18 protein-coding genes are annotated in these 18,024 nt (G+C 67.3%); 2 read left to right on the top strand and 16 right to left on the bottom strand.

Annotation, left to right across the window (positions count from 1 at the left end):
• The first annotated feature begins 32 nt into the window (after positions 1-32).
• Positions 33-1,133 carry a Ppx/GppA phosphatase family protein gene (locus tag ACP7CK_RS02270; RefSeq protein WP_426024997.1) on the top strand — a complete coding sequence of 367 codons (1,101 nt, stop codon included), beginning with the start codon at positions 33-35 and terminating at the stop codon, positions 1,131-1,133.
• A 3-nt stretch (positions 1,134-1,136) separates the two neighbouring features.
• Here the strand turns inward: ACP7CK_RS02270 and ACP7CK_RS02265 are convergent, their stop codons facing one another.
• The 5 genes from ACP7CK_RS02265 to gyrA all read right to left on the bottom strand — a co-directional run bounded on the left by ACP7CK_RS02265 (position 1,137) and on the right by gyrA (position 7,462).
• Positions 1,137-2,009, bottom strand: a complete 873-nt coding sequence (locus ACP7CK_RS02265; protein ID WP_426024996.1) for a peptidylprolyl isomerase — start codon at positions 2,007-2,009, stop codon at positions 1,137-1,139.
• Between the two features lie 28 nt (positions 2,010-2,037).
• A complete protein-coding gene (locus ACP7CK_RS02260; RefSeq protein WP_426024995.1) occupies positions 2,038-2,907 on the bottom strand; it encodes a peptidylprolyl isomerase in 870 nt (289 codons plus the stop codon).
• An 8-nt stretch (positions 2,908-2,915) separates the two neighbouring features.
• Positions 2,916-3,404 (bottom strand): pantetheine-phosphate adenylyltransferase, encoded by a 489-nt coding sequence (gene coaD / locus ACP7CK_RS02255; RefSeq protein WP_008263176.1) that lies wholly within the window; start codon positions 3,402-3,404, stop codon positions 2,916-2,918.
• Between the two features lie 265 nt (positions 3,405-3,669).
• Complete coding sequence (locus tag ACP7CK_RS02250) at positions 3,670-4,482, bottom strand: aminotransferase class IV (RefSeq protein WP_426024994.1); 813 nt, start codon at positions 4,480-4,482, stop codon at positions 3,670-3,672.
• 202 nt (positions 4,483-4,684) lie between these two features.
• The gene (gene gyrA / locus ACP7CK_RS02245; protein ID WP_426024993.1) at positions 4,685-7,462 is read right to left on the bottom strand and encodes a DNA gyrase subunit A; all 2,778 of its coding nucleotides are present in this window, start codon (positions 7,460-7,462) and stop codon (positions 4,685-4,687) included.
• Positions 7,463-7,584: 122 nt separating this feature from the next.
• On the opposite strand from gyrA, the gene ACP7CK_RS02240 reads away from it, so the two are divergent.
• Positions 7,585-8,160, top strand: a complete 576-nt coding sequence (locus tag ACP7CK_RS02240) for a superoxide dismutase family protein (RefSeq protein ID WP_035309653.1) — start codon at positions 7,585-7,587, stop codon at positions 8,158-8,160.
• A 4-nt stretch (positions 8,161-8,164) separates the two neighbouring features.
• Here the strand turns inward: ACP7CK_RS02240 and ACP7CK_RS02235 are convergent, their stop codons facing one another.
• From ACP7CK_RS02235 to ACP7CK_RS02185, 11 genes are all read right to left on the bottom strand, one after another.
• Positions 8,165-8,695, bottom strand: a complete 531-nt coding sequence (locus ACP7CK_RS02235; protein ID WP_292149093.1) for a DUF1003 domain-containing protein — start codon at positions 8,693-8,695, stop codon at positions 8,165-8,167.
• A 30-nt stretch (positions 8,696-8,725) separates the two neighbouring features.
• On the bottom strand, positions 8,726-9,646 hold the full coding sequence (locus tag ACP7CK_RS02230) for a DMT family transporter (protein ID WP_292149095.1): 921 nt from the start codon (positions 9,644-9,646) through the stop codon (positions 8,726-8,728).
• Positions 9,647-9,710: 64 nt separating this feature from the next.
• Complete coding sequence (locus ACP7CK_RS02225) at positions 9,711-10,181, bottom strand: DUF2269 family protein (protein WP_008262627.1); 471 nt, start codon at positions 10,179-10,181, stop codon at positions 9,711-9,713.
• On the bottom strand, positions 10,178-11,479 hold the full coding sequence (locus ACP7CK_RS02220; RefSeq protein ID WP_426024992.1) for an SDR family oxidoreductase: 1,302 nt from the start codon (positions 11,477-11,479) through the stop codon (positions 10,178-10,180). The genes ACP7CK_RS02225 and ACP7CK_RS02220 overlap by 4 nt, the downstream gene beginning before the upstream one ends.
• Positions 11,476-11,931, bottom strand: a complete 456-nt coding sequence (locus ACP7CK_RS02215; protein ID WP_426024991.1) for a thiol-disulfide oxidoreductase DCC family protein — start codon at positions 11,929-11,931, stop codon at positions 11,476-11,478. Before ACP7CK_RS02215 ends, ACP7CK_RS02220 begins: the two co-directional genes overlap by 4 nt.
• An 18-nt stretch (positions 11,932-11,949) precedes the next feature.
• Positions 11,950-12,453, bottom strand: a complete 504-nt coding sequence (gene ssb, locus ACP7CK_RS02210; RefSeq protein WP_008260567.1) for a single-stranded DNA-binding protein — start codon at positions 12,451-12,453, stop codon at positions 11,950-11,952.
• Positions 12,454-12,636: 183 nt separating this feature from the next.
• Positions 12,637-13,062: a hypothetical protein gene (locus ACP7CK_RS02205; protein WP_426024990.1), complete on the bottom strand. Its 426-nt coding sequence runs from the start codon at positions 13,060-13,062 to the stop codon at positions 12,637-12,639.
• Entirely contained in the window at positions 13,062-13,742 is a 681-nt protein-coding gene (locus ACP7CK_RS02200; RefSeq protein ID WP_008262702.1) for a hypothetical protein, read from the bottom strand. Before ACP7CK_RS02200 ends, ACP7CK_RS02205 begins: the two co-directional genes overlap by 1 nt.
• Before the next feature lie 79 nt (positions 13,743-13,821).
• A complete protein-coding gene (locus ACP7CK_RS02195) occupies positions 13,822-16,527 on the bottom strand; it encodes a transcriptional regulator (protein WP_426024989.1) in 2,706 nt (901 codons plus the stop codon).
• Between the two features lie 62 nt (positions 16,528-16,589).
• The gene (locus ACP7CK_RS02190) at positions 16,590-17,507 is read right to left on the bottom strand and encodes a flagellin (protein WP_426024988.1); all 918 of its coding nucleotides are present in this window, start codon (positions 17,505-17,507) and stop codon (positions 16,590-16,592) included.
• 134 nt (positions 17,508-17,641) lie between these two features.
• Positions 17,642-17,938, bottom strand: coding sequence for a hypothetical protein (locus ACP7CK_RS02185; RefSeq protein ID WP_008260919.1), 297 nt, complete (start codon positions 17,936-17,938; stop codon positions 17,642-17,644).
• Positions 17,939-18,024 lie beyond the last annotated feature (86 nt).

Here is an 18,024-nt window from a genome sequence, read left to right as displayed (position 1 = left end):
GCTTTGGACCGCCCACATCGGAATGACGGCCCATGCCGGAGACCCACGGCGCGCCCCGACGGCGCGACGAGCGGTCCCAGCCTTCCCGCGAGCGGGATGCGTCGGGTCGGGACGCGCCCCTGTATGGCGCGCTCGATCTGGGGACCAATAATTGCCGGCTGCTGATCGCGCGGCCGTCGCGCGACGGCTTTCGGGTGGTCGACAGCTTCAGCCGGATCGTGCGGCTGGGCGAAGGCCTGTCCCGCACGGGACGGCTGGACCCGCGGGCGATGGACCGGGCCTATGACGCCCTGGCCCTGTGCGCCGACCGGATCGTCAGGAAGGGCGTGGAGTCGGTTCGGCTGAGCGCGGTCGCCACCCAGGCCTGCCGCGCGGCCGAGAACGGCGCCGAGTTCATCGATCGTGTGCGCAAGGGCACCGGCTTGCGGCTGCGGATCATCGATCCGGCCGAAGAGGCGCGGCTGGCGGTCGAGGGCTGTCTGAACCTGATCGATCCCAAGGCCGAGGCCGTGCTGATCATCGATGTCGGCGGCGGTTCGACCGAACTGTCCTGGCTGAAGCGGGAAGACGCCGACTGGAAGACCACCGCCTGGATGTCCGCGCCCCTGGGCGTGGTCACCCTGGCCGAGCGCCACCCGGAGCCGGAAGGCGCCGGCGAGGACTGGTACGAAGCCATGGTGAACGACATGGGCGCGGCCATTGCGGCGGGCGGGATCGAGGATGCGGCCATGATGGAGCTGTTCCTGGCGGACCGCGCCCATCTGGTCGGCACCTCGGGCGCGATCACCAGCCTGGCGGGCATTCACCTGAACCTGCCGCGCTACAATCGCGACCGGGTCGATGGACTATGGATGACGCGCGGCGACTGCGAGGCGGCGGCGGAACGGCTGAAGACCCTGGGCCCGGACGGCCGGGCCAGGGAGGCCTGTATTGGACCCGATCGCGCCGATCTGGTCCTGGCCGGCGCCGCCATTCTGGAGGCCATACAGCGCGCCTGGCCGTCGGAACGGGTGCGGGTCGCCGACCGGGGCCTGCGTGAAGGCCTGTTGCTGCAGCAGATGCGCGAAGACAAGAAGCCGCCCAAGCGGCGCAGGCGTCGGCGGGGCCGAGGCCGGGGACCTGCGGCGACCTGAGCGTCAGCCCGCCGTCGCCAGCCGCACCGGCACGTCGATGTCGCAGACCGAAAAGTCCGCCCCCTTGGCCTGACGCGCCTGATCGACCAGGGCGCGGAAGGTCGGCGAGGTGGTGTTCAGCATCTGCACCGCCGGGCGCTCGGCCGACGGCAGGTCGGATGCCAGCCGGACGCGCGTCATCCGGTCGGGATCGGTGACGACGCCGTCCGGATTGGGGCTGGCTTTCAGGGCGCGCACGACCTCAAGCCCGACGACGACGCGGCCCCAGATGGTGTAGCGCTTGTCCAGAGCCGGATAGGCCTGACGCATCAGGAAGAACTGGCTGTTGGCGGTGTCATTGCCCTCGTCGCGGGCCATGCCGGCGACGCCCGGGCAATAGAGACCCCAGCCATGCACCTTGCGGTCGGCCGTACCCGCCATCAGGGCGTCGGGCTGGGTCTGGACCGGGAGGGAATGGTAGAAGCCGATCAGGGCCCCGGCCGGCGTGGCTGCGGGGGTGAAGGCCATGTCCGGTCCGCGTCGGAAGGTGAACTCGGCCTTCAGGTCAGGATACCAGCTCTGGCCGTCGCCGGTCCCCAGGGGGTCGCCGGTCTGGGCCATGAACCAGTCGATGACCCGGTGCCAGGCCAGATTGTCGTAGAAGCCGCGCGAGGCCAGCAGCTTGATCCGCTCGACATGGGCGGGGGCGATCTCGGGGGCCAGTTCGACCAGGATCCGGCCCTTGGTCGTGTCGATGACCAGCAGATTGTCGGGCGCGACGGCGCGCCATTCGGTCGGCGCGGGCGGGGGCGGCGGCACGGCCGCCTGCTGCGCCAGAGCCGGACTGGCCAGCAGCGCCGCAAGGCCTGCCGCCATCAGCGTGTTTCGAATGGTCATCGCCCGGCCCTCCCCTGTATTTTGGCGATCAGCCGCCGACGACCTCAGCCACCGGTTGAACGTCGCAGATATTGAAGCTGCCGCCGCGCGCCGTGCGGGCCGCCGCGATCCGTTCGGCGAAGGCGGCGCTGGCCGGATTCAGCACACGGACGGTGGGCCGTTCGCCTTCCGGCAGGGCCGAGGCCATGCGGACCCGCGTCATGACGTCAGGGTTGGCGACCTTGCCGTCTTCGGCGTCCGTGCCCTTGTTCAGCTTGTTCACCACGTCCAGGCCCGAAACCACGCGGCCGAAGGCGGTGTAGACGCCGTTCAACTGGTCCCGGTCGCCCATCATCAGGAAGAACTGGCTGTTGGCGCTGTCGGGCGCGCCGGCGCGGGCCATGCCCAGGACGCCGGGGCAGAACAGGCCGTGGGCGCCGACCTTGAAGTCGGCGGTGATCATCATCTGGGCGTCGGGCTGGGTCTCGACCGGCAGAACGCCGATCAGACCGCGCACGCCCTGCCCCGCATTCGGCACGGCGACGAATCCGGCGTCGCGACCACGACGGAAGCTGAACTCCGCCTTCAGGTCCGGCAGTTCGCTGCCGCCCTCGCCCGTGCCCTGGGGGTCGCCGGTCTGGGCCATGAAGTCGGGGATGACGCGGTGGAACTTCAGCCCGTCATAGAAGCCCTGGTTGGCCAGGGTGCGGATGCGTTCGGCGTGGGCGGGGGCGGCGACCGGCGTCAGCTCGACCAGGATCCGGCCCTTGGGGGTGTCGATGACCAGCAGGTTCTCGGGCGCGACGGTGCGCCAGTCCGCAGCGGGAGCCTGAACCTGGGCTTGGGCCACGGCCGGAGCCTGGGTCGCAACCGACGCCAGAAGAGCGGCGGCGGCCGCCGCGATCACACCAAGACGCATTGACGAACTCATCCTCTGTTCTTGACCTTGTCCCGCACGCGCGCGGCGATGGCGGGGCTGACGAAACTGTCGATCGCGCCGTCCAGACGGGCGATTTCCTTGACCAGCCGCGAGGCGATGGCCTGATGCCGGGGATCGGCCATCAGGAATACCGTCTCGATGTCCTGATTGAGGCGCTGATTCATGGCCGTCATCTGGAACTCGTATTCGAAGTCGGCGACCGCGCGCAAACCGCGAATGATGACATTGGCGTTCAGCTCTTCCGCGAAATGCATCAACAGGGTCGAAAAGGGCTGGACCACGATGTCGCCGCCCAGGTTGGCCACCTCGGCCTGGAGCATCTCGACCCGTTCGGCCGTGGTGAACAACGGCCCCTTGTCGTCGTTCTGGGCCACGCCGATGACCACCCGGTCCACCAGCTTCAACGCCCGTTTGATGATGTCGGTGTGACCGTTGGTCACTGGATCGAAGGTGCCCGGATAGAGTCCGATGCGCATGGCGTGTCTCCCCAGCCTGTCGCCTGCTGTTCGGCGTGACTTAGCAGGTGCGAAAGGTTCGGCCTAGCAGGCCGTTGGCGTGGAGGCGTGTCGCAAAAACAGGGTGACAAGGCGCCAAAAGCGCCAAAGCAGGCGGGTGGACGGCGGGGCGGGTTTTGGCGTCACGTCGGTCATTGAGCGACCTTACACCCGCCGTAAACCCAGGCGCGTCGATTGCTGAGTTCGCTGACGGCGACGCTGAATTCATTAGGCTTTTTTTGCCAAATCAGGAGAGCTGGACCGTCAAGGACAGCGGATCATTGGCGGCCCAGGCGGTTTCGATCGCCGTCATCAGGGTCGGATCGACGGCGAAAACCGTGTCGTCAACTGCCGTGATGGGACAGGCGGACGTGGCGCTGTTGCACAGGAATGCGCCATCGAAGCCTGCGATTTCCGAAAGATGCACTGGCCGGGTCTGCGACGATAGGCCCAGTCCAGCCAAGCCCCGCTCGATCAGGACCTGGGTCACGCCCGCCAACATCGGCGCCTGGGGCCAGACGATGCGGTTTCCCTGGATGAAGCCGATGTTCCAGGTGACGCCCTCGGACACATGACCCTGGTCATCAACGAACAGGGCGTCGTCGAAGCCCGCCGCCCGCACGGCCCGGCGCACGCGCGTCTGACCGAAGGTGGCGACGTGTTTCAGGTGGGGCGTCTCGCGGCCATGAGGCACGGCCGTCACCCGCATCTGGGTCGCCAGGGGCGGCGGGGGCGGCGAGACGACGGTCATCACCTTGGGTCGGCCGACGAAGGACGGATTGCGATGGCCGATCTCGGGCGAGAACAGGCTGACGCGCATCCAGGCCTTGTCACGCCCCTCGACAGCGCGCGCCAACAGACGCCGGAACTCGGCCTCGCCAGGGCTTTCGCCGAACAGTTCGACGGCGGCCTGGTCGAGGCGGGCGAGATGCAGGTCGAGGCCCCGGACCGCGCCGCTCTCGACGCGGAAGGAGGTGTAGGCGCCGTAGTTGACCAGGGCCTGGTGGGCGAGGTCGTCAGGGCTGGCGGGAAGGCCGTCGATCAGGATGTCAGACGTCATGGCCGCTCCCCTCTCCTCCTTCCTTCTCCCCTTGCGGGAGAAGGTGCCCCGAAGGGCCGGATGAGGGGTCCGCCGGTGGGCCAGTTCGCACCACCGTTCCCCTCACCCTTTGGCTGCTTCGCGCCGCCCTTCGGGTCGCGCAAGACCGATCGCTATGCTCTCGGGCGCTCAAGCCCTCTCCCGGCGGGAGAGGGTCTTGGCTTTAGTCCTCGCCGCCCTCTTCATTCGCGGCGTCCGCCTCATCCGAACCGCCGCTTTCCGGCAGGCGTTCGACCGAGACGACCTTTTCGTCCTTACCGGTGCGGAAGATGGTGACGCCCTGGCTGGAGCGGCCGACGATGCGGACCTGGTCCATACGGGTGCGGATCATCTGCCCGCCCGAGGTGACCAGCAGCAGATCGTCCGTCTCCTCGACCGGGAAGGCTGCGGCAAGGCGCGTGCCCGCGCGACCGCCCAGGCCGTGGGCCGTCAGGCCCTGGCCGCCGCGACCGGTGCGGCGATACTCGTAGGCCGAGGAGCGCTTGCCGAAGCCGGTCTCGGTGACCGTCAGGATGAACTGTTCGGCGGCGCCCAGTTCGGCGATCCGCTCGACGGTCAGAGCGGCGTCGGCGACCTCGTCCTCAGCCTCGGCCGGAGCCGCGACATCCTCTTCCGCCTCCGCGCCGGCCAGGGCCTTGCGCATGGCGTTGGCGTGTTTGACGTAGGCCGAGCGTTCCTCCGGCGTCGCATCGACGCGGCCCAGGATGGCCATGGAGATGACCTCGTCGCCGTCCTGCAGGCGCACGCCCCGGACGCCGGTCGAATCCCGGCCCTTGAACACGCGCACATCGTCGGCCTTGAACCGGATCGCCCGACCCAGCGCCGTGGTCAGCAGCACATCGTCATCGGCGGTGCACAGGCCGACGCCGACCATGCGGTCTTCGCCTTCCAGCTTCATCGCGATCTTGCCGGCGCGGTTGACCGTGGCGAAGTCCGACAGCTTGTTGCGGCGCACGTCGCCCGAGCTGGTGGCGAACATGATGTCGTAGTCGCCCCAGGTCGTCTCATCCTCGGGCAGGGGCAGGACGTTCATGATGCTGTCGCCCGGCTCGATGGGCAGCAGGTTGACGAAGGCCTTGCCGCGCGACTGCGGATTGCCCAGCGGCAGGCGCCAGGTCTTCAGCTTGTAGGCCTTGCCGTTGGTGGCGAAGAACAGGACCGGGGTGTGGGTCGAGGCGCTGAACACGCCGGTGATGGCGTCCTCGTCCTTCATCGTCATGCCGGACTTGCCCTTGCCGCCGCGGTGCTGGGTCCGATAGGCGTTCAGGGCGACGCGCTTGACGTAGCCGCCGTGGGTGACGGTGACGACCATGTCCTCACGCGGGATCAGGTCCTCGTCCTCCATCTCGCCGTCGCCTTCCCCGATCAGGGTGCGACGCGGCACGGCGAACTTGTCCTTCACGTCGATCAGGTCGTCGCGAATGATGGCCAGGACGTTCTTGCGGTCCGACAGGATGGTCAGGTGGCCCTGGATGGTGTCGGCCAGGCCGTTCGCCTCGCCGAAGATGTCGTCACGGCCCAGGCCGGTCAGACGCGACAGGGTCAGGGCCAGGATGGCGCGGGCCTGTTCGTCGGTCAGTTGCAGGCTGTCGCCGTTGATGACGACACTGCGGGGGTCGGCGATCAGCTCGACCAGGGCCATCATGTCGCCGACGGGCCAAGGCTTGGCCTGCAGTCGCTCGCGCGCCTCGGTCGGATCGGCCGAGGAGCGGATGATGTGGATGACCTCGTCGATATTGGCGACGGCGACGGCGAGACCGACCAGGACGTGGCCGCGGTCGCGGGCCTTGTTCAGCTCGAACTTGACGCGGCGGACCACCACCTCCTCGCGGAAGTCGAGGAAGATCTGCAGCAGGTCGCGCAGGCCCATCTGTTCGGGCCGGCCGTGGTTCAACGCCAGCATGTTGACGCCGAACGAGCTTTGCATGGCGGTGTAGCGCCACAGCTGGTTCAGGATCACGTCGCCGGAGGCGTCGCGCTTCAGCTCGATGACGATCCGCATACCCTGACGGTCGGATTCGTCGCGGACGTCGGAAATGCCTTCCAGACGCTTCTCGCGCACCATTTCGGCGATGCGCTCGATCAGGGTCTGTTTGTTGACCTGATAGGGCAGTTCGGTGACGACGATGGCTTCGCGATCCTTGCGGATCTCTTCGACCGAGGCGCGGCCGCGCACGATGACCGAACCACGACCGTCGCGCAGGGCGTTGCGCGGCGCGGTGCGGCCCATGATCTCGCCGCCGGTCGGGAAGTCGGGACCGGGCACGATGTCCAGCAGGGCGTCGTCGGTGACGTTGGGATCGTCCAGCAGGGCCAGGGCCGCATCCACGACCTCGCCCAGATTATGCGGCGGGATGTTGGTCGCCATGCCGACGGCGATGCCGCCGGCGCCATTGACCAGCAGGTTCGGGATCCGGCTCGGCAGGACGACCGGCTCCAGCTCCTTCTCGTCGTAGTTGGGCTGGAAATCGACGGTGTCCTTGTCGATGTCGGCCATCAGGGCGACGGCGGCCGGGGCCATCTTGGCCTCGGTGTAACGCATCGAGGCGGGCATATCGCCGTCGACCGAGCCGAAGTTCCCTTGGCCGTCGACCAGCATCAGACCCATCGAGAAGGGCTGGGCCATCCGCACCAAGGCCATATAGACCGAGGCGTCGCCGTGGGGGTGGAACCGGCCCAGCACGTCGCCGACCACGCGGGCGCATTTCGAATAGCTGCGCTCGGGCGTCATGTTCAGGTCGTGCATCGAATACAGGATGCGACGGTGAACCGGCTTGAGGCCGTCACGGGCGTCAGGAAGGGCGCGCGAAACGATCACGCTCATGGCGTAGTCGAGGTACGAACGCTTCAGTTCGTCCTCGATCGTGATCGTGGAAATGTCGGAGCCGCCGCCTCCCGGAACGATCGGAGTTGCGGCGTTTTCGTAGCTGTCGTCGGTCAAGGAAGCGTGGCTTTATGCGGCCGGAATCGGAACGTGATCCGCTGTGACGATTTCTAGCATTCCAGGGCCCCGGTGGCAAAGCGACGTCGCCGTGAAAGCCCGTCTCTGAAAGGACGTTCCACATGCGCTTCACGCCTCTCGCCGCCGCCCTCGCTCTCGCCGCCCCGCTGGCCCTCGCCGGAGCCTGCGCTTCGACCGCCGACGCGGCCCAGATGCAGGCCGAACGCGCGCCCGTCGGCGCGACCGGACAGGCCGTTCTGATCAACGCCCAGGGGGCCAATATCGGACGCGTCGATCTGCGCCAGGGGCCGACCGGCCTAGTGATCAAAGTCGAGGCCTCGGGCCTGACGCCCGGCTGGCACGGCATCCATATCCATGCGACCGGCGAATGCGCCGCGCCCTTCACCTCGTCCGGCGCCCATATCAACCACGGCGAGCCCAAGGCGCCGCACGGCCTGTTGAACGCCGCCGGTCCCGATGACGGCGACCTGCCGAACGTCTATGCCGGCGCCGACGGCAAGGTGAACGCCGAACTCTTCACCACCCGCGCGCGGATTTCCTCGGAAGGGCCCGGCCAATGGCTGTGGGACGCCGACGGGTCGGCGATCATCATCCACGCCAATCCCGACGACCACTCGAGCCAGCCCATCGGCGGGGCCGGCGACCGGGTGGCCTGCGCGGCGTTGAGCGCGAGCTGACGCCCTAACGCCCCTTCTCGGCCAGCAACCGCTCGATCATTTCGGTCTGTTCCTGCTGGCGCGCCGTCAGGTGTTCCACCTTGTCCAGCAGGGCCATGATCTCGATCTCGGCCTTCAGATTGACCTGGTAATCGTTGCCGGCGTCCAGCCGGTCCTTCGAGGCCTGACGGTTCTGGCTCATCATGATGATCGGCGCCTGGGCCGCCGCGATCATCGACAGCATCAGGTTCAGGAAGATGAAGGGATAGGGGTCGAACGCATCCCGTCTCAGAACCAGATTGATCAAGGTCCAGGTCACGAGGAACAGGCCGAAGGCGATCAGGAAGGTCCAGGATCCGCCGAATTCCGCCACCCGGTCGGCCAAACGGTCGCCGAAACTCTGGCGGTCGTCGAAGGCCTCGTTCACATCCTCCGAGATCGGGCGGCGTTCGGCGGCGCTGCGAACGACGCTGGCCTCGTTCGCGGCCAGTTCATGCGTCTCCTTGCCCAGCCAGCGGCGGGAAACATGATCGGCGTCGAGAGGGGCGTGGGGCATGACGGATTCCTGAATCGCTCAGGAAACAGATCAAGCCTTGGCGGCCCCCGCGCGCAAGCCCCGTTCGGCCAGGGCGACCAGGGCCACCCCGCCCATGGTGATGGCCGAGCCGGTCAGGATCTGGGGAGTCAGCACGTCGCCCATCAAGCCCCAGCCGATCAGCATCGACACCACGGGCGTCACCAGAAGATAGGGCGTCACCCGCCCGGCCTCGCGCCGCTGCACCAGCCAGAACAACAGGGTGGTGGCCAGGACGGAGGAGACGATCCCCGCCCACAGCAGCGAAGCCCAGACCATGGGCGTGGCGGACTTCACCGCCTCCCACTGCCCGTGCTCGAACACCGCCGAACCGAATGCCATGACCGGAAAGGCGCCGAGCGCCAGCAGCCCCTGCATCTTCAGCGGCGGGATCGAGGTCGTGCGCCGCGCGACCACCGTCGTCACGCCCCAGGCCGCCCCGGCGGCGATGGCGACCAGGATGGCCTTCCAGTCCTGAAGCGCATGGGCGTCCAGCGTCATCCAGGCCACGCCGACAAAGGCCACGCCCATGCCGACCAGGGCGGCCCTGCTCAGTCGCTCGCCAAGGATCAGGAAGGCGAACAGGGCGGTGAAGGGGATCCACAACTGGTTGGCCACCGTCACGGGGCTGACGTCGGTCGCCATCCAGTAGGCGGTGTAGGCCAGACCATACTGGATCGGCCCGCCGACGATGACGATCAGCAGCAGGCTCCTCCAGTCCGGGAACGGCGGACGGACGAAGACGATCAGACAGGCCGTTGCGAGACCGAAACGGATCGCCCCGACCAGCAACGGCGGCAGGGTCTCGGTCGCCAGCTTGGCCCCCGCATTGTTCACGCCCCAAACGACAATGATCGCCACGATGGCGGCGATCTCCAAACCGGTCAGGGCGTGGGGCTTGTGCGACGGCGGGGCGGGGGCGGCGGCGGTCATGATCCGGCTATCGCACGGCGCAGGCCTCGCGTCGGCTCACTTTGAATGAGCTTAGGTTTCCGGCTTAAAATTCAGGCTTGGCGACCATCAGCCAGTAGATGGCCAGGACGCCCGCAAACGCCGGCCAGCCCAGAGCGAACCACCATCGGAACAGGCGATGATAGGCGGGCGGCAACGCCGCCCCCTGCCCCGCCGCCTGCTCGGCCAGCTTCATCATCCGGTACTGGATCCAGACGACCGGCAGCCAGCAGACGCCGACGAAGACATAAAGCCCATAGGCCGCCAGCAGCCACGGGCTGGTCAGGGACCAGCCCTGCAGATGGATCAGGCCCAGGCCGCTGATCGGCTGGACCACCACGGCGGTGGTGGTGAAGACGAAATCGGCCAGGACGACGATGCGGCCGACCTCGGCCACCGTGCGGGCGTCGCGCGTGGCGTGGGCGCGCAGCATGAAGAAGGCGATGCCCGCCCCTGTGCCGAACAGGACGGCGCCGGACAGGATGTGGATGATTTTCAATGCGAAATAGAGGCTCATCGGCGGGCGTCCGTTGCGGCCACAAACAGGCACAGCGCCATCATCGGCAGGACCTTCAGCCACGGCCCCAAGGGGTCTATCCAGTAATGGGGCAGGCTGAGCGTGCCCGCGATCAGATAACCGATGGTGGCCAGACACATGAAGATCGCCACCCGCGCGGTCCAGGGCCGCACGAAAAGGGCCAGGCCCAGCACCACGTCCAGCAGGGCGCCCCACCAGGCCACCGGCCCGGCCCAGCGGCCGTAGCCGCCCTCGTGCAGAATGGCGACGGCGCCGTTCCAGCCCGGCCCGAAGCTGATCAGGCCCGTGATCAGCCAGAACAGGCCCAGGGTCAGGATGGAGATCGGGCGGACGAACCACAGCCGCGCGTGCCAGACGTCCTGGACCGAAGCCGGGGTCTCGGCCAGGAAACGCGTAAAACCGCGCGAAGACACGCCCAAACGCTCGGCCCAGCCGCTGTCGTGGCCGGAGACGTCGTAGTCCATCTGTCTGATCGCGGTCGTGCGGATCGGCGAGGACCAACCCAGCCGACCCAGCAGGTCGCCGACGGCAAGGGCCGGCGCAGCCAAGGCGCGGGGCACAGGCAGGACCGGCGCAGGCTTCAAACCGAGCCAGCCGCGATAAAGGCGCACCGTCTCGACCATGGTCACCGCCTCCGGCCCCGGCATGTCCAGCGACTGACGCGACGGGGCGCCCGCTTTCAAGGCCGCGACGACGGCGGCGCACAGATCGCCCAGCGGGATCGGGCGGAAGGTCTGATCGCCCCCCACGACGGGGCTGAACAGAGGAAAGGCCGCCAGTGCGCGGATCAGACCCGTGCCGCCGAAGGCCGCCCGGTCCACCACCAGCGACGGCCGCAGGATCAGCCAGTTCAGCGCGCTATCTGCGACCAGCCGTTCGGTCTGCGCCTTGGTGCGGGCGTAGTCGGTGCCGGCTTCTTCGTCCGCGCCGACGGCGGAGATATGCACCAGACGCCGGACGCCCGCCGCCTCGCAGGCCGTGATCAGGGCGCGCGGCCCGTCGATATGGGCCGCGCGTGTGCTGTCGCCGCCGCCGTCCTGCAGGACGCCGACGCAGTTCACCACGGCCGACACCCCGTCAAGAATGGGCGCCCAGGCCTGGGCCGTCGTCAGTTTCGAAAAGTCGGCGACGATCCAGTCGAAGCTCGGGGCGCGTCGGGACGGTTCGGCGATACGCCGCGCGCCCGCTCTTACGCTCCAGCCCTCTGCGGACAGGGCCGCCGCTACGTGCGAGCCGATGAAGCCGTTGGCGCCCAGCACCAGCACGCGACCGCTCATCCCAGCACTCTATCCTTCAGATCGACGCCCGCCGGAGGAAGGGCGCACCAGGTCGAACCGGGAAACCGGCGACGGCGACGCGCCACGAAGTCATACAGGCGGTCGCGAATGAACCGTGGCGCGATTCGACCTATGATCGCCCACCGATAGGGTGCAGGCAGCTGGGCGGCGATGGCCAGGACGGCGTCGGAGCGTTCGCGCGCCACGCCGTCCTGGATCAGCAGCATGGTCGCCGGATCCTGGGGATCAACGCCGTAGTGCATCAAAAGCCCCCGCCCCAGGGGCGACTGCGTCGGGGCCAGCCGGAACAGCCCGACCCGGTCTGCCTTCAGTATCTTGCGCGCCGAGCCGGAGCAAAGCGCGCAGTCGCCGTCGAACAGGACCAGGGGTCGGTCGTCCGGGAAGGCCGGGACGGCGGGATCCTCTCGATAGCTGTAAGGCCCCCGCCCCATGGTTGGTTCGGATCGACCTTAGAACGGAATGTCGTCGTTCAGGTCGTAGCTTTCCTTCGGACCGCTCGGCTTGTTGGCGCCGCCGGTGGAGAAGCCCGAGGAGTAGTCGTCGTCACCGCGACCACCACCACCACCGCCGCCGTAACCGCCGCCTTGCGAGCCGCCTTCCGAACGGCCGCCCAGCATGGTCAGTTCACCCTTGAAGCGGCTGACCACGATCTCGGTCGAATATTTCTCGACGCCCTGCTGATCGGTCCATTTGCGGGTCTGGAGCGCGCCCTCGATATAGACGGTCGAGCCCTTCTTCACATAGTTCTCGACCACCTTGACGATGTTGTCGTTGAAGATGACGACCCGGTGCCACTCGGTCTTTTCCTTGCGCTCGCCCGAGGACTTGTCGCGCCAGGTTTCCGAGGTGGCGATCGACAGGTTGGCGATGCGGTCGCCGTTCGGCATCGACCGGATTTCGGGATCGCGGCCCAGATTGCCGACCAGAATGACCTTGTTGACGCTGCCCGCCATGGAAACTTCCTTCTCGTAGGGAGCGGCGAGTCCCTCGCCCGCTCCGTAATTCAGCCGGATGTCTTAGAGCCGCCGCCGATCACCGCCAGCCGCATTCGACATCAGACCCGCCAAACCGGTGGATTAACGAAATGTTCCACCTTTGTTCACGTCACGCAAGTCTCTTCTACGACAGCCCGGGCCCTACTTGGTCTCGGGCGGCGGCGCGGCGATCGCGATCGGGCGCCCCGTCTCGTCACGCTGGATGGCGCCGGGAATGGCCAGACGGCCGTCGCCGGTGCGGGCCATGGCGAAGAAACGGCTGCCCGTCAGGGTCTTGCCGAACTTCACGCCCTCGCGGTCCACGAAGATGAAGCGGCCCTGATAGGCCCCCGCGACCTCCTGGTTCGAGCCGCCCATGCGCAGGAAGCGCAGACGCATCTCCTCCAGCTGGCCGGCGCACAGTTCGATCTGGGCGACGTTCTCGCCCATCTTCTGCAGGCGCGGCGGCTGACCGTCCGGGGTGGCGACGAAATAGCAGACGCCGGGCTCGAAATCGAACTTCGGCTGGTTGCTGCACGCCGCCAGGACGGCGGCGGCGGCGATGACGGAAAGGGCGAGCACGCGCATCAGTTCAGACCCGGGAATTGGCAGTTGCGGTCCTGCTCCGCCAGAGTGCGGAAACGGCTGTTGTCGCCCGACTGTTCCACCCGGCGCGGGACGAGGCGAAGGGTCGTGTCGCCCCAGCGGCCGTACTGGGCGTCGCCCGGACGCACGCAGGTGCCGGCGTACAGGGCCTGGACGCAGGCGTTCAGGCTCATGCCGCTGGACAGGACGCGCCAGTCCGAACCGGAGTGACGCAGGCACTGGGCGCCGGCGGACGGCGCGGGCGCCGGATTGCTGGGCGCGGCGGCGCCCGGAGCCGGACTCGGCAGGGGATCGGCCTGGGCCATCTCGACCGGCGGCAGTTCCGGCGGCGGGGCGAAGGCGGCGGTGGGGGCGGCCGCCAGGGCGCCCGTCTCGTCGATGCCGACATCCAGGGCGTCGGTCGCCAGGCCGTTGCGTTGGGCGCAGACGGCCAGTGTCGCCATGCCCACGAACTGGCCGTCCACGAAGCAGCGCAACTCGCGTGTCGGCTCCAGCGTCGGGGCGTCGGCCAGGTCGACGGTCAGACCGCCCCTCGCGGCCGGCGGGGCTTCCGGCGTCTTGTCGCCGCCGCCGGTGAAGATGAGCGCCAGCACCACGGCGGCGATGATCACCAGACCGGCGCCGATGGCGATGATGACGCGATTGTCGTTCGGAAGGGCCATGAGGGGCTTTCGCAACTGAAGCGCCCAATAACCCGGAACGCACGCCGGGCGTCAACCGCCTAGGCGCGCATGACGCCGATCAGACCGACAGGCGGCTCAGCGCGGCCTGGAAGTTGGCGAGTTGGGTCTGGTAGTAGGCGGTCGATGAACCTTTTCCGGTCTGGGTGTTGGTGATCGTCCCGGTCGAGGGCGCCAGCGACTTGTAGGCGGACCGGACGGCCGTCATCGCCTGGGCGATGCCCTCGTTCGCCGCCTTGATCGAGGCCGGATCGTTCAGGTTCAACAGGGTCGACAGATTCAGACCGAAGGTCTTTGGCGCATCCTTATCCGGCTTGACGGGGCTGACGAAACCGGGGGTCAGACCCAGGGCCGCCAGGGCGTCCTTGCCGACGGCGCCCGACGAAATGATGGCCCCTTCCCGGTTCGCCGCCGTGGATATCTGCAGCCGCTGGGTGACGGGTACGGCCTTCAGGTCCGTCACCACCTTGGCGTCCAGCTGGCGGCCCGAGGCGTTCACGATCTTCTTGGCCAGAGTCTCCAGCGTGTCCTTGGCCTCGATCGTCACGGTGACGGCCCGCCCGCCGCCTGCCGGCGAAATGCTGAATTGATCCCCGACCCGCGCGGCGGTGCCGACGGTCAGCAGCTTGGAGTCCGCCTGCATGATCTCGCCCTGCGGCAACCCCAGCCGGTCCAGCACGCTGGAACCGCCTGCGGCGAAGCTCAGACTGGTCGGCTTGGCCTGGTCGTCAGCGGCGCGCCAAGTCTTGTTCTGCTCCACCGCGCCTGTCGCCAAGTCGATACGCGCCAGATAGCCCTGGGTCGGACTGTCCTTGGTCGCGCCCTCGGCCCGGTTCGTGCCGGTGATCCAGACCTTGCCGTTCTTGATTTCGACATCGGCGGCGGTGTCGTCGCCCCCCCCGCCGAAATAGGTCAGCCGGTCGCTGCCCGAAGCCTGAAGATCGGCCGACAGGGTGGCGACGAACACGTCCTTGCCGCCGGCGTGGGCGTTGGTCACCGTGCCGATGTCCAGCGCGGCATTATCGGTATGGCCGGTCACGACGACCTTGCCGTTTTCCACCGATACGCCCGCGATTTCACCGCTGGCGTAGCCCAGGTCGCGGGTCGAGGCCAAGGTCGGCACACCCCCTGCATCGAGGGTGAAGCGCCGGACGATGGCCTTCCCGTTCTCGACCCCGGCCGTATAGAGGTCTGAACCGGACACGGTCATCGCCTGGACGGAATCGTCGCCGGCGCTGCCGAACTGCAAGGTGGAGGCGTTCACCCCGGTGATCGGCCCGGTCACGGTCAGGGGCTTTTCCTGGAACGTCTGCAGATAGGAATCCCATCCGCCCAGGGCCACAGTCCCCGACATGGCCGATTTGGACCGTCCCGCCACATACACCACGCCGTCCGCGCCGAAACTGACCTCCGTCGCCTCGTCGGCGGCCTTGGCGCCTCGGCGCTGGGTCCACAGTTCCTTGCCGGAGTCATCGAAAAGCGTGACGAAACTATCGGCGGTCGTGGGGCTGTCGCCGCTCTTGCCCGGCACCAGCGCCCCTGTGACCGAACCGGCCAGGGCCACGCGTCCGTCGTCGTCGATGGCGATGGAGAAGCCGTTCGCGCTGGACGCCGCCCCCAACAGCTTGGTCTGCATCAGATTGCCGGCGGAATCATACTTCATCAGGGCGACGTCGCGCGTGCCCTTGATCGGCTGGGCTGCGTCGCCGGCCTTCAGATCGGCCACGACCCAGACCGAACCGTCCGGAGCCACGGCGCTGGCTCGCACCGCCTCGACGCCCTCGGGCATCTCGGTATGCCCGACCCGGCCCTCGACCCAGAAGGGATCGTTTACGCCCTGCTGCGCGGCGGGCGCAGCGCCGCCGTCGGCCTGGAACTTCAATATCTGTCCCGCGCCGGCCTTGCCGACGCCCTGGGTCACATAGACGGCGTCGGACGTATCGACCGCCGCAAAACTGACCTTCTCGCCCGCGCCGCTCGTGACCTTCAGAGCCCATTGGTCCGGCCCGGCCGGCAGGGTGATGGTCTTGTCGCCGGACTTGATCGTCTTGGGCTCCGCGGGGATGTATTGCGTCCCGACCCGCGTCGCGACGCCGGCCGCCTCCAGCTTGCCGTTCATATAGTTGACGACATTGACCATCGACCGTTCGGTGGAGCCCATCTCGGACAGGTCCATGGCGACGGTCTGGCTTCCGGTCTCGGTCTTGGCCGTCATCGAGAACTTGACGTCGCCTTCGAACGCGGCGACCGGGCTTGTGGCGACGCCCTGGTGAAGCGGTGCGGTCGTGAAGGTCGTCGGCGCCCGCTCCAGCGCATAGCTGGTCTTGACCTTGGTCTGCGACACGCCCTGCACCAGGCGGACGTCCTCGAAGTCGGCGGTCTTGAGATAGGCCGACATCTCGGCCAATCCCTCGCTGAAGCGTTTCGACACCTGTGCGGCTTCCGCAGCCGTCAATCCCTTGACGCTCGCCCGATCCGCCAGGGCGCTGAGGCTGTTCAGTCCCTGATAAAGGGCGAACATCTTGCGATAGTCGCTGGACGCGCCCGACAGGTCCAGTTCGACCGAACCTTCGTTGATGATGTTTCGTCCCGCCAGGGCCGCCCGCACCAGCTCGCTGGCCTTGGGCGCAGTCGCCGACGCGGTCGAAGCCCAAGGCGCCGTGGGCTGGGTCTTCTTTGGCTTGGCTGCAGGCGTGTTTGAGCCGATCAGCGACCCGGTGTCCGTCGTGATCCCGTAGAGACCCAGCAGATAGCTGTTGTTGATCATCTCACATGGCTCCGGCAATTACAGTGCGGCCGAGCCCGATAACGAAGTCTTAAGCCGCGGCGTCAGTTCTTAAACAGCGACAGGATCATCTGCGGCGCCTGGTTGGCGATCGACAGGGCCTGGACGCCGAGCTGTTGCTGCACCTGCAGGGCCTGGAGACGGGCGCTTTCCTTGGCCAGGTCGGCGTCGACCAGATTGCCGATGCCGGCTTCCAGCGAGTCCGAAAGCTTGCCGACATAGGTGGTGTGGCGTTCGATCTGCTTGGCCTGCGCCCCCAGTTCGGACAGTCGTGAACTGGCCACGGTGATGGCGTCGTCGATCCGCTGCAGCGCGAACTTGGCTTTTTCCTGGGTGAGCAGATCAGGAGCGGCGTTCAGCAGGGTCTCGTCTTCCGGCGTGCCGGCATTGTCGGTCCAGGCGTCGATCGCCGCAGTCGCCTTGTTCGAGTCATAGGAGTTGGCCGCCAGGCCCAGGCCGACAAGCGTCAGATTCTGACGCTTCATCGCAATGGTTTCATTGCCGTCCGCACTCGCCAGGAACGTCATGTCGGTCGTGGCGGAGCCGTCAAGAATATTGGCCCCGTCGAAAATGGCGTTGTCGGCGAAGGACTGCACCGACTTCAACAGCGCCTGGAATTCCTGGTCATAGGAGGCGCGCGTCGCGGCGGTCTGGCTAGGATCGGCTGCGGCGGTCGCCTTCTGCTTCATTTCCAGCAGAATGTCCGAGATCTGTTCGCCCGCGGCCAGAGAGACGTCGGCGATCGAGGTCGCCCGGTTGAGGCTGGTCGTGACGGCTTCCAGAGACCCCTTGTCAGCGCGCTGTCCCTGGGCGACAGCCCAGACGGCGGCGTTGTCCTTGGCGCCCTGCACCTTCAGGCCCGTATTCACCCGGCTCTGCGTCGACGCCAGCTGGTCGCTGGTGCGGTTCAGATTCTGCAGGGCGATCATCGCCGAGGTATTGGTGTGGATGCTGGTGGTCATGGCTTCAAGCCCCGGACGTTCTGTTCCCTGCAGGATTAACCATGAGTCGTGAGCGTATGGTTAACAACGAAGAAAGCATGTTTGCGCCGCCCGGCGAGCCGGCGACGTTGGGTCCGCTTGACTGAAAGACCTCGCTAGATGGAGGTCTTCAGCAGATTTCCGCCCTTGTAGTCCGGGTCCTTGGCCAGATCCTGAACCACCTCTCGCGGCAGTTTCAGCACCACCTGGCCCGTAACCGGGTCGCTGATCGTATAGATGTAGCGGCCGTTCTCAGCCGTCTCGATGGTCAGGCGGTAGTTGCTGGACTCGCCCTTTTCCTCGACTGCGGTCTTTGGCGACTGCGGCTTGGTTGGAGGCGAATAGGCTGCGAGGTCGGTGTTTTCGGAAGCAAAAATCTTTACCGGCGGTACGCTCGCGACATTGTCTACCATGGCTCCTCGCGCGGATGGACCGCGCCCTTCTAGGTTTGAACGAGAGCGAAGGGTCGGGACGGCGAGCGCCGTCCCGACCGATCATT

Origin of the sequence: Brevundimonas sp. TSRC1-1, from assembly GCF_049898245.1 — a bacterium.
In the GTDB taxonomy this organism is placed as follows: domain Bacteria; phylum Pseudomonadota; class Alphaproteobacteria; order Caulobacterales; family Caulobacteraceae; genus Brevundimonas; species Brevundimonas mediterranea_A.
The sequence above is the reverse complement of the archived record's forward strand: the minus strand, read 5'-3'. Positions and strand labels throughout refer to the sequence as shown.

Excerpts from the sequence above, each read along its gene's own strand:
- ACP7CK_RS02270 (WP_426024997.1), top strand. The coding sequence starts at position 33 with ATGCCGGAGACCCACGGCGCGCCCCGACGGCGCGACGAGCGGTCCCAG.
- ACP7CK_RS02265 (WP_426024996.1), bottom strand. The coding sequence starts at position 2,009 with ATGACCATTCGAAACACGCTGATGGCGGCAGGCCTTGCGGCGCTGCTG.
- ACP7CK_RS02260 (WP_426024995.1), bottom strand. The coding sequence starts at position 2,907 with ATGCGTCTTGGTGTGATCGCGGCGGCCGCCGCCGCTCTTCTGGCGTCG.
- coaD (WP_008263176.1), bottom strand. The coding sequence starts at position 3,404 with ATGCGCATCGGACTCTATCCGGGCACCTTCGATCCAGTGACCAACGGT.
- ACP7CK_RS02250 (WP_426024994.1), bottom strand. The coding sequence starts at position 4,482 with ATGACGTCTGACATCCTGATCGACGGCCTTCCCGCCAGCCCTGACGAC.
- ACP7CK_RS02240 (WP_035309653.1), top strand. The coding sequence starts at position 7,585 with ATGCGCTTCACGCCTCTCGCCGCCGCCCTCGCTCTCGCCGCCCCGCTG.
- ACP7CK_RS02235 (WP_292149093.1), bottom strand. The coding sequence starts at position 8,695 with ATGCCCCACGCCCCTCTCGACGCCGATCATGTTTCCCGCCGCTGGCTG.
- ACP7CK_RS02230 (WP_292149095.1), bottom strand. The coding sequence starts at position 9,646 with ATGACCGCCGCCGCCCCCGCCCCGCCGTCGCACAAGCCCCACGCCCTG.
- ACP7CK_RS02225 (WP_008262627.1), bottom strand. The coding sequence starts at position 10,181 with ATGAGCCTCTATTTCGCATTGAAAATCATCCACATCCTGTCCGGCGCC.
- ACP7CK_RS02220 (WP_426024992.1), bottom strand. The coding sequence starts at position 11,479 with ATGAGCGGTCGCGTGCTGGTGCTGGGCGCCAACGGCTTCATCGGCTCG.
- ACP7CK_RS02215 (WP_426024991.1), bottom strand. The coding sequence starts at position 11,931 with ATGGGGCGGGGGCCTTACAGCTATCGAGAGGATCCCGCCGTCCCGGCC.
- ssb (WP_008260567.1), bottom strand. The coding sequence starts at position 12,453 with ATGGCGGGCAGCGTCAACAAGGTCATTCTGGTCGGCAATCTGGGCCGC.
- ACP7CK_RS02205 (WP_426024990.1), bottom strand. The coding sequence starts at position 13,062 with ATGCGCGTGCTCGCCCTTTCCGTCATCGCCGCCGCCGCCGTCCTGGCG.
- ACP7CK_RS02200 (WP_008262702.1), bottom strand. The coding sequence starts at position 13,742 with ATGGCCCTTCCGAACGACAATCGCGTCATCATCGCCATCGGCGCCGGT.
- ACP7CK_RS02195 (WP_426024989.1), bottom strand. The coding sequence starts at position 16,527 with ATGATCAACAACAGCTATCTGCTGGGTCTCTACGGGATCACGACGGAC.
- ACP7CK_RS02190 (WP_426024988.1), bottom strand. The coding sequence starts at position 17,507 with ATGACCACCAGCATCCACACCAATACCTCGGCGATGATCGCCCTGCAG.
- ACP7CK_RS02185 (WP_008260919.1), bottom strand. The coding sequence starts at position 17,938 with ATGGTAGACAATGTCGCGAGCGTACCGCCGGTAAAGATTTTTGCTTCC.